General features: G+C 62.0%; 14 protein-coding genes. 4 read left to right on the forward strand and 10 right to left on the reverse strand.

The window, feature by feature from the left end; translation table 11 throughout:
* The 7 genes from HU218_RS14055 to leuC form a co-directional block, all read right to left on the reverse strand.
* Positions 1–1,042, reverse strand: a 1,042-nt coding sequence (locus tag HU218_RS14055; RefSeq protein ID WP_425509257.1) for a type IV pilus assembly protein FimV, incomplete at its 3' end; no start/stop codon positions are given.
* Positions 1,043–1,211: 169 nt separating this feature from the next.
* On the reverse strand, positions 1,212–2,225 hold the full coding sequence (locus tag HU218_RS14060) for an aspartate-semialdehyde dehydrogenase (protein WP_174875567.1): 1,014 nt from the start codon (positions 2,223–2,225) through the stop codon (positions 1,212–1,214).
* Positions 2,226–2,296: 71 nt separating this feature from the next.
* Positions 2,297–3,403 (reverse strand): aspartate-semialdehyde dehydrogenase, encoded by a 1,107-nt coding sequence (gene asd, locus HU218_RS14065; protein ID WP_217450840.1) that lies wholly within the window; start codon positions 3,401–3,403, stop codon positions 2,297–2,299.
* A gap of 157 nt (positions 3,404–3,560) precedes the next feature.
* Positions 3,561–4,625, reverse strand: coding sequence for a 3-isopropylmalate dehydrogenase (leuB, locus tag HU218_RS14070; RefSeq protein WP_174875568.1), 1,065 nt, complete (start codon positions 4,623–4,625; stop codon positions 3,561–3,563).
* Positions 4,626–4,689: 64 nt separating this feature from the next.
* A complete protein-coding gene (gene leuD, locus HU218_RS14075) occupies positions 4,690–5,328 on the reverse strand; it encodes a 3-isopropylmalate dehydratase small subunit (RefSeq protein WP_174875569.1) in 639 nt (212 codons plus the stop codon).
* Between the two features lie 27 nt (positions 5,329–5,355).
* Positions 5,356–5,508: an entericidin EcnAB gene (locus HU218_RS14080; protein ID WP_174875570.1), complete on the reverse strand. Its 153-nt coding sequence runs from the start codon at positions 5,506–5,508 to the stop codon at positions 5,356–5,358.
* A 36-nt stretch (positions 5,509–5,544) separates the two neighbouring features.
* On the reverse strand, positions 5,545–6,951 hold the full coding sequence (gene leuC / locus HU218_RS14085) for a 3-isopropylmalate dehydratase large subunit (protein ID WP_174875571.1): 1,407 nt from the start codon (positions 6,949–6,951) through the stop codon (positions 5,545–5,547).
* A 162-nt stretch (positions 6,952–7,113) separates the two neighbouring features.
* On the opposite strand from leuC, the gene HU218_RS14090 reads away from it, so the two are divergent.
* Positions 7,114–7,887 carry a helix-turn-helix transcriptional regulator gene (locus HU218_RS14090; protein ID WP_174875572.1) on the forward strand — a complete coding sequence of 258 codons (774 nt, stop codon included), beginning with the start codon at positions 7,114–7,116 and terminating at the stop codon, positions 7,885–7,887.
* Positions 7,888–7,921: 34 nt separating this feature from the next.
* On the opposite strand, the gene HU218_RS14095 is transcribed toward HU218_RS14090, so the two are convergent.
* The 3 genes from HU218_RS14095 to HU218_RS14105 all read right to left on the reverse strand — a co-directional run bounded on the left by HU218_RS14095 (position 7,922) and on the right by HU218_RS14105 (position 10,242).
* Positions 7,922–9,082 (reverse strand): MFS transporter, encoded by a 1,161-nt coding sequence (locus HU218_RS14095; RefSeq protein ID WP_174875573.1) that lies wholly within the window; start codon positions 9,080–9,082, stop codon positions 7,922–7,924.
* Between the two features lie 108 nt (positions 9,083–9,190).
* Complete coding sequence (locus HU218_RS14100) at positions 9,191–9,598, reverse strand: RNA-binding S4 domain-containing protein (RefSeq protein ID WP_174875575.1); 408 nt, start codon at positions 9,596–9,598, stop codon at positions 9,191–9,193.
* Positions 9,595–10,242, reverse strand: a complete 648-nt coding sequence (locus tag HU218_RS14105; protein ID WP_174875577.1) for a fumarylacetoacetate hydrolase family protein — start codon at positions 10,240–10,242, stop codon at positions 9,595–9,597. Before HU218_RS14105 ends, HU218_RS14100 begins: the two co-directional genes overlap by 4 nt.
* A gap of 506 nt (positions 10,243–10,748) precedes the next feature.
* On the opposite strand from HU218_RS14105, the gene HU218_RS14115 reads away from it, so the two are divergent.
* The 3 genes from HU218_RS14115 to HU218_RS14125 all read left to right on the forward strand — a co-directional run bounded on the left by HU218_RS14115 (position 10,749) and on the right by HU218_RS14125 (position 15,663).
* The gene (locus tag HU218_RS14115) at positions 10,749–12,452 is read left to right on the forward strand and encodes a PHA/PHB synthase family protein (RefSeq protein ID WP_425509258.1); all 1,704 of its coding nucleotides are present in this window, start codon (positions 10,749–10,751) and stop codon (positions 12,450–12,452) included.
* An 89-nt stretch (positions 12,453–12,541) separates the two neighbouring features.
* Positions 12,542–13,723 carry an acetyl-CoA C-acetyltransferase gene (locus HU218_RS14120; protein WP_174875581.1) on the forward strand — a complete coding sequence of 394 codons (1,182 nt, stop codon included), beginning with the start codon at positions 12,542–12,544 and terminating at the stop codon, positions 13,721–13,723.
* Between the two features lie 152 nt (positions 13,724–13,875).
* The gene (locus tag HU218_RS14125; RefSeq protein WP_217450841.1) at positions 13,876–15,663 is read left to right on the forward strand and encodes an aminopeptidase P family protein; all 1,788 of its coding nucleotides are present in this window, start codon (positions 13,876–13,878) and stop codon (positions 15,661–15,663) included.
* Position 15,664 lies beyond the last annotated feature (1 nt).

A 15,664-nucleotide genomic window follows, 5' to 3' on the forward strand; every position in this document is an offset into this window, starting at 1 on the left:
CAGGAGGGGCGGCCTTTGCTGCGGAAGCCGCGGCTTGCAATGCTTTCAGCTGTTTTTCCAGCTCATCGATCTTGTGCTGAGCCTGCTGCAGAGCCAGATCAGTGGCTGGAGCTGACGCTGCGGCATCCGGCGCCTCCAGCTTCAACACAGGATTGCCACTGGGAGCCAAGGTAGTCGGAGCCGAAGCTGCCGGCTTCATCTCTGGTTGCGGAGCAGGTACAGCGGCAGGTGCTGGTGTTGCCGGCTTCGTTGGTGTCGCGACAGGCGCGGCCGGCAACGGCTTGACGGCCGGCATAGTACGGGCAGACATACCGCCGGCAAGAATGGCCGATATCTGCGACTCCTGCAGAGCTCGCATGCTGGCAGCCGTCGGTACTTTCAAGTGACTGCCGGCCTTGATGGAAGAAGGATTGCCATTAATAAAAGCAGACGGGTTGGCATTAACCAATGCGGCCATGACTCGGCGCTGCCCCAAACCGGACAAGCCGAGACTGCGAGCCAAGCCCGACAGTGTCTGTCCAGGTTGAACCACCAGGCTTCCGCGCGGAGCACGGTAGGCTGGCGGCACAGGCGTATTGTCAGCGGGCAGCGGGCGTGGACGCACCACCGGTGGCGCCGGACGTCGCAGAGGTGCTGCCGGCATATTGCTGCGACTGATCTCGTCGGCACGGCCTGCGTACTCGGCCGGATCCAGCAAAATGGTGTACTCGCGTACGTAGCGGGCATTGCTTGCCTTAGCCTCTACCACAAAGCGTAGGAAAGGTTCGCTGATAGGCTGGTTGGAACTTACCCGGATGTAGGGATGCCCGTCACTGCGGTAAGCCAGCGTGAAACGCAGGCTACTGAGCACACCGGCGTAGTCCACCTGCAAATCGCGAAAAGTATCGATAGGCGCCAGCCCGACACGAACCACATCATCGGCTTTACCCGTCAGATCGATATCAGCGCGCAGCACTTCGCCCAGGTTGGAACGTACAACCACCCCCCCCAACCCGGCCCAGGCGGACGACGAAAACAGCAACGCCAACAGCAGCGAACTCATTCTTTTCTTGGCCAGCATTTTTCTTGCACTACCTTTCGCTGTAATTATCGTTTCCCACTCCACCACAGGCAGATGGAGGCTTGTTTTTCGCACGTAATATCAAACTAGCAGATCAACAAGCCAAACCACATCCCAGTGTCAACACCCGATACTAACTGTAGTTACCGCATCAAGCAAAATAGCCACGTTTCATCAGTGCCATGGCAGTGGCTACGCAGCTTTGCGCAATCGCAGCGCGGATGTTATCCGCGGCCAACCAGAACGACAGTCCGTTACCCTGACGGCGCACACGGCTGACCCATACCACCTCGTTGCCGGATGCTTCCAGCGGGGTGACATAAGGCATGTCGCCTGCAGGGTCATCCACGACCTGCATACCCGCGGCTGCAAGCAACTCGCGTGCCTTTTCTGCCGACATTTCATCTTCGCTCTGTACGGTTACTGCCCAGCCATGACCGAAGAACACCGGCACACGGACACAGCTGGCCTCAACCACCAGTTGCGGCAAAGCCAGCAACTTGCGCAGCTCGTGCTCCACGGATGACTCTTCCTCGCTCACCCCGGCGGCATCGACGCCGCCGATCAGCGGCAAGACATTAAACGCAATACGCTTGGGGAAAACCTCCAGCTCGGCATCGCGCTGCGAGAACAACGCAGTGGTCTGGTTGGCCAACTCTTCCAGTGCCGCCTGGCCACTGCCGGATACCGACTGGAAGGTGGTCACCGTCACCCGCTGCAAACCGGCCGGCTTCAGCGCTACCAGTGCTTGCGCCAGCGGGGTCACGGTGCAGTTGGGAATAGACACCAGCGGCGCCTCGCCCAGATCATCCAGCAGCTTGTCATTGATAAGCGGTGCATACAACGGCACATCGTCAGAATGGCGATAGACAGCGCTGAAATCGATCACTGCCACCCCAGCCGCGCGAACAGCCTGTACGTGCTGGCGTGACATCTCGCTGCCAGCCACAAAAATTGCCAGTGCCACATTGGCAAAATCGAACTCATCCACAGCCTGTACATCCAGCTCCAGATTGCCATAGTAGGCGCTCTCGCCTTCCTTCTCGGCAACATCCAGCGCATACACGCGCTCGATAGGCAGATCCCGCTCGGCCAGTAGTTCCAGTACCGCCTGGCCAACCAGGTTGGTCGCACCGACCACGGCAACACGAATCGCTTCAGACATTCATTTATCCAGTTCTAGAAAACAGAAAGGGCGCCGCCGGCGCCCTTTGAGGAAACAGCTATACGCGTATTTTAACGCTCAATCAGGATACGCAACATACGGCGCAGCGGTTCGGCCGCACCCCACAGCAGCTGGTCGCCGATCACGAAGGCCGACAGGTACTCGCCACCCATGTTCAGCTTGCGCACGCGGCCAACGCCGATCTGCAGGCCGCCGGTAATAGCGGCAGGGGTCAGTTCCTTGACGGTGATCTCGCGATCGTTCGGCACCCACTTCACCCAGTCGTTACCGGACTTGATGATGGACTCGATCTCGTCCAGTGGCAGATCTTTCTTCAGCTTTACCGTCAGCGCCAGGCTATGGCAGCGCATCGCGCCGATGCGCACGCACAGGCCGTCAACCGGAATGGTGGCAGTATTGCCGAGGATCTTGTTCACCTCGGCCTGCCCCTTCCACTCTTCCTTGGACTGGCCGTTATCCAGCTGTTTGTCGATCCACGGAATCAGACCACCCGCCAGTGGCGCACCAAAGAACTCGGTCGGCACGTCTTCGCGGATAGCGGCAGCCACCTTGCGGTCGATATCCAGAATGGCGGACGACGGCGTAGCCAGCTCTTCGGCGACGGCGCCATGCACCACGCCCATGCCCTTCAGCAGTTCGCGCATGTGGTTGGCACCACCACCGGAAGCTGCCTGGTAGGTCATGGAGGACACCCATTCCACCAGCCCCTCGCGGAACAGCCCGCCCATCCCCATCAGCATGATGGAGTTGGTGCAGTTACCGCCGATGAAATCCTTGACGCCATTGGCCAGACCGTTCTCGATCACGTTCTTGTTGACCGGGTCCAGCACGATGATGGCGTTGTCTTCCATGCGCAGGGTGGAGGCCGCATCAATCCAGTAGCCGTTCCAGCCTGCCGCACGCAGCTTGCCATATACCTCGGTGGTGTAGTCGCCGCCCTGGCAGGTAACGATGGCATCCATCGCCTTCAGTTCGTCGATATTGCGGGCATCCTTCAGCGGCGGCACTTCGCGGCCAACGCTAGGGGCAGCGCCACCAACATTGGAAGTCGTAAAGAACACCGGTTCGTTGATAACCGCAAAATCGTTTTCTTCCAGCATGCGCTGCATCAGCACGGAACCCACCATGCCGCGCCAGCCTACAAAACCTACTCGCACGATACTTCTCCTGAATGTCTGTCGGGTGATTTGAAACTGTTCTGCCGGCCCGTTGACGTACCGGCTCTATTCGATGATCAACCCCATTGTGCAGGGCAACAGCCGCCCGCACAATGGGGTTGTTTGTTTTTATTTGAACAGCATTAAAACGCTGATTTTACAGCGCAGACACCACTGCATCACCCATGCCGGAGCAGGTCACTTTCTCGCAGCCGGCCTCGAAAATGTCGGCAGTGCGATACCCCTGCGCCAGCACTTTTTTCACCGCATCTTCCACCCGCACGGCAGCGACTTCCTGGTTGAAGGTGTAGCGCAGCATCATGGCGGCGGACAGGATGGTCGCCAGCGGGTTGGCCAGGTTCTTGCCGGCGATGTCCGGAGCAGAACCGTGACTCGGCTCGTACAGGCCCTTGTTGTTCTGGTCCAGCGATGCCGACGGCAGCATGCCGATGGAGCCGGTGAGCATGGAGGCCTCATCGGACAAGATGTCACCAAAGATATTGCCGGTCACCATCACGTCAAACTGCTTGGGGTTGCGCACCAGCTGCATGGCGGCGTTGTCGACGTACATGTGGCTGAGTTCAACCTGCGGGTACTCGCGCGCCACATCGATCATGATTTCTTTCCAGAACTCGGTGGTTTCCAGCACGTTGGCCTTGTCTACCGAGCACAGCTTTTTATTGCGCTTCATGGCGATGCCGAAGGCCACGTGGGCGATACGGCGGATCTCGCTTTCGCTGTAGCGCATGGTGTTGAACGCTTCGCGCTCACCCAGCTCGTTCACCGCGATGCCACGCGGCTGGCCGAAGTAGATGTCACCGGTGAGTTCGCGCACGATCATGATATCGAGACCCGACACCACTTCCGGCTTCAGGGTGGAGGCGTTAGCCAGTTCCGGGTACAGGATGGCCGGGCGCAGGTTGGCAAACAGGTTCAGGTCCTTGCGGATCGCCAGCAGGCCACGCTCCGGGCGCAGCGGGCGATCCAGCTTGTCGTACTGCGGGCCGCCCACGGCGCCCAGCAGTACGGCATCGGCCTCGCGGCACAGCTTCTGGGTGAATTCCGGATATGGCACGCCGTAGGCATCGTAACCGGCGCCGCCCAGCGGCGCTTCTTCCATTTCGATAGGCAGGCCATCCTGGCGTAGTACATCCAGTACACGCTTGGCTTGGGCAATGATTTCCGGACCGATGCCGTCACCCGGCAGAACTGCGATTTTCATATTGGGTATCCCGTCAGATTCAAGTGACAAAAGGTTGGCCGCATGCGGCCAACCTTGGGGTAAATCAGGCAAACAGCCACGGCTGCTCGGCGCGACGTTTGGCTTCGAACGCCTTGATCTCGTCGGCGTGCTGCAGGGTGAGGCCGATTTCATCCAGGCCGCCCAGCAGGCAGTGCTTGCGGTGCTCGGTGATGTCGAAAGCGAACGACTGGCCGGACGGTGTGGTAATAGTTTGCGCCGCCAGGTCCACGTTCAGCTGATAGCCTTCTGCCGCTTCACACTCGCGGAACAGCTGGTCCACCACCTCGGCCGGCTGCACGATAGGCAGCAGACCGTTCTTGAAGCAGTTATTGAAGAAAATGTCGGCAAAGCTCGGCGCGATGATCACGCGGAAGCCTTGGTCTTCCAGCGCCCATGGCGCGTGCTCGCGGCTGGAGCCACAGCCGAAGTTCTCGCGTGCCAGCAGCACCTGGGCTCCGGCGTAACGCGGGAAATTCAGCACGAAGTCCGGGTTCAGCGGGCGCTGGCTGTTATCCATGCCCGGCTCGCCGTGGTCGAGGTAACGCCACTCGTCGAACAGGTTCGGGCCGAAGCCGGAACGCTTGATCGACTTCAGGAATTGCTTGGGAATGATCGCGTCGGTATCGACGTTGGCGCGATCCAGCGGGCAAACAAGCCCGTTCAGGGTAGTGAATGCTTTCATTATTTTGCTCTCCGGGGCCGTTAGCCCTTAGTGCACGGCATTTTCAATGGCCTGACCTGCTTTCTGCAGGCCATTGCCAACAGCCTCACCGCCCTGTTTCAGATCCTCCTTCACGCCATGTACGGTGTTGCAGGCAGACAGCAACAGCATCACAAACAGACTGATAGCAAACGTTTTCATGAAGAAAGATCCTTTGGTTGACAGGGCTAGGCTCGATTAGAGGGTACGGATATCCACAAAGTGCCCGGCAACTGCGGCAGCGGCAGCCATGGCCGGGCTAACCAGATGGGTACGCCCGCCCTGGCCCTGACGGCCTTCGAAGTTGCGGTTGGAGGTGGAGGCACAACGCTCGCCCGGCTGCAGACGGTCGGCGTTCATCGCCAGACACATCGAGCAGCCCGGTTCGCGCCACTCGAAACCGGCCGCCACGAATACCTTGTCCAAGCCCTCGGCTTCGGCCTGCGCCTTCACCAGACCGGAGCCCGGCACCACCAGCACCTGCTTGACGTTGGTCGCCTTGCTGCGGCCCTTGGCTACCGCGGCAGCCTCGCGCAGGTCTTCGATACGGCTATTGGTACAGGAGCCGATGAACACCACGTCCACCGGAATCTCGCTGATCGGGGTATTGGCCTGCAGGCCCATATAGGCCAGCGCGCGCTCGATGGAGCCTTTCTTCACCGGGTCGCTTTCCTGCGCCGGGTCCGGCACGCGGCCGTTGATGTCGGTCACCATTTCCGGCGAGGTGCCCCAGGTCACCTGCGGCCGGATCTCGGCAGCGTCAAGCACCACGACAGCGTCGAAATGCGCACCTTCATCAGAGTGCAGCGTGTTCCAGTAGGCTACCGCCGCATCCCATTGCTCCGCTTTCGGCGCAAATGGACGGCCTTTGACGTAATCGATGGTTTTCTGGTCCACCGCCACCAGGCCGGAGCGGGCACCGGCTTCGATCGCCATATTGCACAGGCTCATGCGGCCTTCCATCGACAGCTCGCGAATGGCCTCGCCACCGAATTCGATGGCGTAACCGGTACCGCCGGCGGTGCCGATCTTGCCGATAATCGCCAGCGCCACGTCCTTGCCGGTAATGCCGGCCGGCAGCTTGCCGTCGACCCGCACCAGCATGTTCTTGGATTTCTTCGCCACCAGGGTCTGAGTGGCCATCACGTGTTCGACTTCCGAGGTGCCGATGCCGTGCGCCAGCGCACCAAACGCGCCGTGGGTGGAGGTATGGCTGTCACCGCACACCACGGTCATGCCCGGCAGGGTGGCGCCCTGCTCCGGACCCATCACGTGCACGATGCCCTGGCCTTTGTCCTTGAACGGGAAGTAGGCCAGCGCGCCAAAAGCCTTGATGTTGGCGTCCAGGGTTTCAACCTGCTGGCGCGAGATCGGGTCCTTGATACCCTCGTCCCAGTGATCGGTCGGGGTATTGTGGTCGGCAGTGGACACCACCGAATCGACGCGCCACAGCGGACGGCCGGCCAGCTTGAGGCCCTCAAAGGCCTGCGGGCTGGTCACTTCGTGAACCAGGTGGCGGTCGATGTACAGCAGTACCGTACCGTCGGCTTCCTGGCGTACCACGTGGCTGTTCCAGAGCTTGTCGTAGAGAGTCTGTGCGGTCATGGCTTGCTTTCCGTTTACTGGCGCCGAACTCGGCGCCGGGGTCGCTGGATGGTTGGCCGCAAGGCGGCGATGCGCCATCATTGCGCAGCACGCTTCCTAGTACAAGATAAGCATTTATACTAGTAGTATCACTACCACCCAAGCCATCGATACAGGTTCCACATGGACAAGCAAGGCCCCGGCCCATTGGGCGAATTCATCCGCAGCCACCGCGAACGCATCAGCCCGCAACAGGCTGGCCTACCGGCCGGCAATCGGCGCCGCGCCAAGGGCTTGCGCCGCGAGGAAGTGGCGCAACTGGTCGGCATCAGTCCGACCTGGCTGACCTGGATCGAACAGGGCCGCACCCAGTCGGTCTCGGCCGCTACCCTGTCGCGGTTGGCCGATGTCCTGCTGCTATCGCGCGCCGAGCGCGACTACCTGTTCGACCTGGCCGGACTGAAAGACCCGCAGGAGGCCACGCTTGCGGCCAACCCGGAGGCACAGCAAGCGCTGGCACAGGTGGTGGACAAGATTGCCACGCCCGCCTACGTTCTGGATGCGCTGTGGAATGTACCGGCCTGTAACCGCGAGGCTGCGACGCTATTCGGCGGCTGGCTGGACGATGGCAGCGACAGCCACAATCTGCTGCAGTTCATGTTCCTGCATCCGCTGGCCCGCACGCTGGTAGAAGACTGGCCAACCCGCGCCCGCCGCATGGTGGCGGAGTTCCGCGCCGAGATCAGCAGCCACCACGATGACGCCGTTGCCGAGCTACTCGGACACCTGCGCCAGGACAGCGGCGAATTCGATGCCCTGTGGCAGCAGCAGGACGTACAGGGCCGCGAAGGTGGCGAGCGCGCCTTCAATCATGCGACGGCAGGCCGGCTGAGTTACCAGCAACTCACCATGCGGCTGGCGCATGCCCCCGGCCTGAAACTGGTGATTCTGCTGTAAGCCCCCCCGGCAGCCACGGCCGCGGCGGGCGGCATCAGTGTGCAACAGCCTGCGGCCGCAACCACTTCACACACACCGCCGCGCCAAGCAAAGCCGCCGCGGTGGAAATACCGAACGTCAGCGCCACACCGCCGTGCTGCCACAGCGCCCCGCCTAGCAGGCCGCCAAGACTGCCGCCAACGCCAAACGATGCCACGGTATACAGGCCCTGCCCGCGCGCCTGTTGCTGCTCGCTGAACATACGGTGAATCAGGCCAACCGATGCCGCGTGATGCACGCCAAAGGTGAAGGCATGCCCCAGTTGCGCCAGCACCGCCAGCGCCGGCACCGCCAGCAGCGAGGCGATCAGTGCGAAGCGCAGCGCCGACACCAGCAACGACGCCAGCATCAGGCGCTCCAGCGACACCCGCGCCATGATGCGCGGCATCTGCCAGAACACCAGGATTTCCGCCATCACGCCCACCGACCACAACCAGCCGGTAGCTGCCTTGTCATAGCCAGCTTCTTTCAGCCCCAGCGAGTAAAAACTGTAGTACGGCCCCATGGCGAAGGCGAGCAAAAAACAGCAACTGAACAATGCCAGCACCCGCGGTTGCCGCACCGTGGCCAGCATCGAGTCCTGCTGCCGGCTACGTTTTTCCATCGCGGCTTCCGGCACCGTCCAGCCGGCCAGCACCACCAGGCTCAGCAAGCCAAACAGCAGCCACGGCAGGCTGGCCAGCGACACCCATTCCAGCAGATAGCCGCCGATACTGGCGAGACAGACAAAACCGATCGACCCCCACACCCGGATGCGACTGTAGCGGCCGGGCTGGCTACGGGTAAGCTGGCTGGTCGTGGCCTCGGCCAGCGGCAACGCGGCGGCCCAGAAGAAAAAGCCCAGCGCCAGGGTAGCGAACATGCCCCAGAAGCCGGTTTGCAACGCCACCAGTACAAAACAGGCGGCGGAGGCCAGTGAGGTCCAGAAAATAATGCTGCGCCGCTTGCCGGAGCGGTCGGCCATCCAGCCCCAGAATACCGGCGACACGATACGCGCCAGCGTCGATAGCGACATCAATACGGAAATCTGCAGCGGCGAGAACGATAGCGCTTCGAGATACAGCGACCAGAACGGGCCGAACAGACCCTGAAAGGCGAAATAGCTGAAGTAGAAAGCGGCAAGCGCCGCCAGCGGAGGAACACGTGAAACAGACATTGCGGCCAACCTTCAATCGGGACAGCATTCTAGCGCAAGCAGCCCCGGCACGAGATGACAATCGCCTGCGCCGCACCTGATCTCAGGAACAGGTTGGCCGCAACCGGTCTACCACTTGTCCTTGAATCGGATGATGTCGCGGCGCGCCTTCTTGGTGGGGCGGCCCTCGCCATACGGGAAGCTGGCGTGCTCGGCCTTCTGCAGTCCGATCTGATGCTCGCGCGCCTGCACCGACTCCTCGCTTTCGCTATACAGCAAGCGGGCCTCCGCTGCCGGCCGACGCTGGCTGGCAAGCGCCAGCACGGTAACGTGGTACTCCAGTCGCTCAATGCGAATCTGCAGCATATCTCCCACCCGAGCCGCGCGTGATGCTTTCACCCGGTCGCCATTCACCAGCACGCGCCCCAGCTCCAGCGCCTCGTGCGCCAGCTGGCGGGTCTTGAAAAACCGCGCCGCCCACAGCCACTTGTCCAGCCGCAGCTTGTCGTCTGCCGCCTCTACGACCTGACGGCTCATGCCAGCACCTGCCAGTGGGCCTGCGGACCGTGCTGCAGCGCCAGTTGCAGCTGATCACCCGGCTGCAGCGGCCCGACGCCCTCCGGCGTACCGGTATAGATAAGATCGCCGGCTTGCAGACCATAGGTGCGCGACAGATAGCTGATGATGGTTGCCACCGGATACAGCATCAGCCGGCTATCGCCTTGCTGCCGCAATTCGCCGTTGACGTGCAGCGTGAAGTTGGCCGCAGCCGGGTCCAGCGCCGTTGCCGGCACAAATGACGAGATGCAGGCCGCGCCACGAAAGCCCTTGGCCTTGGTCCACGGCAAGCCGCGACGCTTGGCCTCGCCCTGCACGTCGCGGGCGGTCAGATCCAGCCCGATGCCGTAACCGGCGACATGGCGTAGCGCATCGGCTTCGGCAATGTCGTCGCCACCCTCGCCAATCAGCACCACCAGTTCACACTCGTAATGCACATCACTGGAATAGGACGGCAAACGGATCGGCTCGCCAACTGGCAGCAAGGCCGCATTGGGCTTGAGAAACACCAGCGGCTCCGGCTCCACCGCATTGCCCAGTTCTGCTGCGTGGGCGGCATAGTTGCGCCCGATGCAGAACACGGTATTGACGCGTTGCGGCTGCCCGCCCAGCTCGACATTCATGCACGTTCCCGTCTGTAGAAAATGAACAGCCGCCACGGTAGTACCAGCGCCCGACAGCGTCAACGCAGCGCTACTGGCGTCAGCCAGCGATACCGCCACGGCGCGCGCGGAATTTGTGCATTGCCGCAACAGCCGCGCAGCCGCAACCGCCAATGCCATTTCGATAAATCAACCACACCCCATCCCGCATTGCAACACGCAAGCTTCTGAATAAAAACGACTTTATCGCAGCGCACCAAACAACCCCAAGGTTGGCCGCATGGCAGCGGCGGCCATGCTTTACGCCAGAGCGCGCCGGTGACCGGTATCCGCGCCGCCAATTCGTGTGTTTTGTCATAAAGCGGTGATACAGTGACAAGCATGCATCGGTAGCGGGCCGCCACAACAATAAGGCACCGGCCCCGCCGTCCACCTTGCCATTTCCCGAAGGAGCCCCCATGAGTCAGGACCCAAAGGCAGCACTGGACAGCTTTTTTGCCAACATTTCCGAGACCAATCAGAAATGGATGCAGCAGTTCGTCAATTCCCTGTCGGCCGGCGCGACACCGGATCAGGCCGATAACCCGCTGGCTGGCGCCTGGGGCCAGATGATGGAGAACACCAGCCAGTTCTTCGCCATGCAAAACAGCCTGTACCAGCAGCAAATGAACCTGTGGATGCAGTTTCTGGGTCAGGGTAACGCTACCGGGGGCACCGCCGCTCCGGCGACCGACCGTCGCTTTGCCGCACCGGAATGGAACGAGCATCCGTTCTACAACTTCCTGAAGCAAAGCTACCTGATGACATCCAAATGGATGACCGAGCTGGTGGACCAGGCGCAACTGGAAGCCGGCGACAAGGAACGCCTGGCCTTCGCCACCCGTCAGTACATCGACGCGATGTCGCCGACCAATTTCATGCTGACCAACCCGGAAGTGGTGAAACGTGCCATCGAAACCAAGGGCGAAAGCCTGGTGGAAGGCATGAAGAACGTGGTGGAAGACCTGCAGAAGGGCCACATCTCGATGTCGGACGAGAGCAAGTTCGAGATCGGCAAGAACATCGCCTGCACCCCGGGCCAGGTGGTATTCCGCAACAACCTGATAGAACTGATCCAGTACACCCCGACCACCGGTGAAGTCTACGAAAAGCCGTTGCTGATCGTGCCGCCGTGCGTCAACAAGTACTACCTGATGGACCTGCAGCCGGATAATTCCATGGTGCGCCATTTCGTGGCCCAGGGTTACCGCGTGTTCCTGGTGAGCTGGCGCTCCGCCACCCCGGAAATGAAGCACTACAAGTGGGACAACTACATCGAGGAAGGCGTGTTTGCCGCCGCCGAAGCGGTGAAGAAGATCACCAAGCAGGCATCGATGAACGTGCTGGGCTTCTGCATCGGCGGCGTGATCCTCACCACCGCCCTGTGCGTCGCCAAGGCCCGCGGCCTGAAGTACTTCGACTCCGCCACCTTCATGACCTCGCTGATCGACCACACCGATCCGGGCGAGATCAAGGTATACCTGGACGACAACTTCTTTGCCGCCCGCGAAGCCAAGCTGGCCAGCGGCAACGGCGGTATCGTCAGCGGCAAGGAGCTGGGGCGTACCTTTGCCAGCCTGCGCGCCAACGATCTGGTATGGAACTACGTGGTCAACAACTACCTGCTGGGTAAGACCCCGCCGCCGTTCGACCTCTTGTACTGGAACAATGACGCGGTTGACCTGCCGATGCCGATGCACACCTTCTTCCTGAAGGAGTTCTACCGCAATAACGCGCTGACCAAGCCCGGCAGCATCACCCTGTGCGGCGTTCCGATTGACGTGAGCACCATCGACATCCCGGTCTATATCTTCGCCGCCCGCGAAGACCACATCGTGCCGTGGCAGTCTGCCTTCGACGGCCTGAAATACCTGACCGGCACGCCGAGCTGCCATTATGTACTGGGCGCATCCGGCCATATAGCCGGCTCCATCAACCCGGTAACCAAGGACAAGCGCAACTACTGGGTAAACGACAACAAGGCGGTCTCGGCCGAAGCCTGGCTCGATGCCGCCGAAAGCCGTCCTGGCAGCTGGTGGAAGGACTGGGACGCCTGGCTGGCGCCGCAATCCGGCAACAAGATCAACACGCCCAAGACCATGGGCAGCAAGGATCTGCCGCCGCTGTGCCCTGCCCCGGGCGAATATGTACAGGTCAAGGCGATGCCGGCCCAGCTGGCGACCCTGCAATAATTCGCAACAGCTTCCGTGCTAGAGTAGGTCTCGCCCCGTGCAATACCTACTCCAAAAAAGCACATAACACACCATTCTGGAGAAACCCGATGCAAGACGTAGTCATTGTTGCAGCCCTGCGTACCGCCGTTGGCAGTTTTGGCGGCTCCCTGTCGAAGATTCCGGCTCCGGAACTCGGCGCCACGGTAATCAAGGGTCTGCTGGAAAAAACCGGCGTGCAGCCGGAAGCCGTCAGCGAAGTCATCCTCGGCCAGGTACTGACCGCCGGCGTGGGCCAGAACCCGGCCCGCCAGGCGCTGATCAAGGCCGGTCTGCCGGTATCCACTCCGGCCTCCACCCTCAACGTGGTGTGCGGCTCCGGCCTGCGCGCCGTCCATCTGGGCGCCCAGGCCATCGCCAACGGCGATGCCGAGATCGTGATCGCCGGCGGCCAGGAAAATATGTCGCTGTCCCCGCACATCCTGCCGGGCTCCCGTGATGGTTTCCGCATGGGCAACGCCCAGCTGGTGGACACCATGGTGGCCGACGGTCTGACCGACGTGTACAACCAGTATCACATGGGCATTACTGCCGAAAACGTGGCTGCCAAGTACGAAATCAGCCGCGAAGAACAGGACGCACTGGCACTGGCCTCGCAGAACCGCGCCGAAGCCGCACAGAAAGCCGGCAAATTTGCCGACGAAATCGTGCCGGTACTGGTACCGCAGCGTAAAGGTGACCCGGTTGCCTTCGCCAACGACGAATACATCAAGGCCGGCACCACTGCCGACACCCTGGCCAAGCTGCGCCCGGCATTCAAGAAAGACGGCTCCGTTACCGCCGGCAACGCCTCCGGTATCAACGACGGCGCTGCCGCCGTGATGCTGATGACCGCCGCCAAGGCCGACGAACTGGGCCTGAAACCGCTGGCCGTTATCAAGTCCTACGCGCTGACCGGTTGCGCGCCGGAAATCATGGGCATCGGCCCGGTGGCCGCTACCCGCAAGGCACTGGACAAGGCCGGCTGGAAAGTGGAAGACCTCGACCTGGTAGAAGCCAACGAAGCCTTCGCCGCCCAGGCTCTGGGCGTTGCCCGCGAACTGGGCTGGAGTGCCGACAAGGTCAACGTCAACGGCGGCGCCATCGCGCTGGGCCACCCGATCGGCGCCTCCGGCTGCCGCGTACTGGTGACCCTGCTGCACGAAATGCAGCGCCGTGATGCCAAGAAAGGCCTGGCTACCCTGTGCATCGGCGGTGGCATGGGCGTGGCACTGGCGGTAGAACGCCCGTAAGCCAGCAAACCTAGTACAACAGGCCGAGGACTTCCCCGGCCTTTTTATTGCGCCACCTGTCCATTAGTGCAGCAAATTCGCGTATCCGGGCGCAAGGCTTGCGCACGCTTATGCCACACCGGAAAATGAATACAATATTTCCGGAGCCCGCCATGAGCCAGATCCCCCAGCGTATTGCTGCCCTGCGCAGCGCCATGCAACAACATGGCATTGCCGCCACCCTGATTCCCTCTTCCGATCCGCACCTGTCCGAGTATCTGCCCGGCTATTGGCAGGGTCGCCGCTGGCTGTCCGGCTTTCACGGTTCGGTCGGGCTTCTGATCGTAACCGCCGATTTCGCTGGCCTGTGGGCCGACAGCCGTTACTGGGTACAGGCCGAGCAGGAACTGGCCGGCAGCGGCATCACGCTGATGAAAATCCAGACCGCCGCCAGCACCCAGCATCTGGACTGGCTGGCGGCCAACCTTGCCAGCGGCGACTCGCTGGCCGTCGATGGCGACGTGCTGGGGCTGGCCGCGGCTCGCGCGCTGCAAACCGCGCTGGACAGTGCAGGCATTGCCCTGCGCACCGATCTTGACCTGCTGCAGAGCGTCTGGACCGAGCGCCCGACCCTCCCGGCCGCCGCCGTGTACCAACATCTGCCCCCCCATGCCAGCGTTGGCCGCATGGAAAAACTGGCAGCCCTTCGCGCCGCCATGCAGCAGGCTGGCGCCGGCTGGCACTTCATTTCCACCCTGGACGACATTGCCTGGCTGACCAACTTGCGCGGCAGCGATGTGAACTACAACCCGGTGTTCATCGCCCACCTGTTGCTGGGCATGGATGACGCCACGCTGTTTGTCGGCGCCGGCAAGGTAGACGCCGAACTGGCCGCAGTGCTGGCAAGGGATGGCATTGCCATCGCCGGTTACCGCGACACCAAGCAGGCGCTGCAGCAACTGCCCGCCGCCAGCCGCCTGCTGCTCGACCCGCGCCGCATCACCCTCGGCCTGCGCCAGGCCATTCCGGACAGCGTGCAGGTGTGCGAACAGATCAACCCCAGCACCATGTTGAAATCGCGCAAAACCGCCACCGAAGCCGCCCACGTGCGCCAGGCGATGGAACAGGACGGTGCCGCGCTGGCCGAATTCTTTGCCTGGTTCGAGGCCAACGTTGGCCGCAGCCGCATCACCGAACTGACCATCGACGAGCAGATAACCGCCGCACGGGCACGCCGCCCCGGTTTTGTCTGTCCGAGCTTTGCCACCATCGCCGGCTTCAATGCCAACGGCGCGCTGCCGCACTATCGCGCCACCGAACACAGCCACAGCGAGATCGCCGGTGACGGCCTGCTGCTGATCGACTCCGGTGGCCAGTACCTGTCCGGCACCACCGACATCACCCGCGTGGTCGCGGTCGGCACCCCGTCCGCCGAGCAGAAGCGCGACTTCACACTGGTGCTCAAAGGCATGATGGCGCTGAGCATGGCGCATTTTCCGGCCGGCACGCTGTCGCCGATGCTGGACGCACTGGCTCGCGCGCCGATCTGGCAGGCCGACATCGACTTCGGCCACGGCGTCGGTCACGGCGTCGGCTACTTCCTCAACGTGCACGAAGGTCCGCAAAGCATCTCGCGCTCGCTGCCGGATGCCAGCATGGCGATGCAGGCCGGCATGATCACCTCCAACGAGCCTGGCATCTACCGCCCGGGCAAGTGGGGGGTGCGCATCGAGAACCTGCTGCTGAACGTGGCAGCGGCGGACAATGAATTTGCCAGCTTCCTGAAATTCGAGACCCTGACGCTGTGCCCGATCGATACCCGCTGTATCGACCGCAGCCTGCTGCAGGCAAACGAGATCGACTGGCTGAACCGCTACCACGCCGAAGTACGCGCCCGCCTTGCACCACTGGTCAGCGGCGATGCGCTGGCCTGGCTGCAACAGGCTACGGCGGCAATCTGAG

Origin of the sequence: Vogesella oryzae, from assembly GCF_902829295.1 — a bacterium.
In the GTDB taxonomy this organism is placed as follows: domain Bacteria; phylum Pseudomonadota; class Gammaproteobacteria; order Burkholderiales; family Chromobacteriaceae; genus Vogesella; species Vogesella oryzae.

Bases quoted from the DNA above. Each gene is read 5' to 3' on its own strand.
- HU218_RS14060 (WP_174875567.1), bottom strand. From the start codon at position 2,225: ATGTCTGAAGCGATTCGTGTTGCCGTGGTCGGTGCGACCAACCTGGTT.
- leuB (WP_174875568.1), bottom strand. From the start codon at position 4,625: ATGAAAATCGCAGTTCTGCCGGGTGACGGCATCGGTCCGGAAATCATT.
- leuD (WP_174875569.1), bottom strand. From the start codon at position 5,328: ATGAAAGCATTCACTACCCTGAACGGGCTTGTTTGCCCGCTGGATCGC.
- HU218_RS14080 (WP_174875570.1), bottom strand. From the start codon at position 5,508: ATGAAAACGTTTGCTATCAGTCTGTTTGTGATGCTGTTGCTGTCTGCC.
- leuC (WP_174875571.1), bottom strand. From the start codon at position 6,951: ATGACCGCACAGACTCTCTACGACAAGCTCTGGAACAGCCACGTGGTA.
- HU218_RS14090 (WP_174875572.1), top strand. From the start codon at position 7,114: ATGGACAAGCAAGGCCCCGGCCCATTGGGCGAATTCATCCGCAGCCAC.
- HU218_RS14095 (WP_174875573.1), bottom strand. From the start codon at position 9,082: ATGTCTGTTTCACGTGTTCCTCCGCTGGCGGCGCTTGCCGCTTTCTAC.
- HU218_RS14100 (WP_174875575.1), bottom strand. From the start codon at position 9,598: ATGAGCCGTCAGGTCGTAGAGGCGGCAGACGACAAGCTGCGGCTGGAC.
- HU218_RS14105 (WP_174875577.1), bottom strand. From the start codon at position 10,242: ATGAATGTCGAGCTGGGCGGGCAGCCGCAACGCGTCAATACCGTGTTC.
- HU218_RS14115 (WP_425509258.1), top strand. From the start codon at position 10,749: ATGCAGCAGTTCGTCAATTCCCTGTCGGCCGGCGCGACACCGGATCAG.
- HU218_RS14120 (WP_174875581.1), top strand. From the start codon at position 12,542: ATGCAAGACGTAGTCATTGTTGCAGCCCTGCGTACCGCCGTTGGCAGT.
- HU218_RS14125 (WP_217450841.1), top strand. From the start codon at position 13,876: ATGAGCCAGATCCCCCAGCGTATTGCTGCCCTGCGCAGCGCCATGCAA.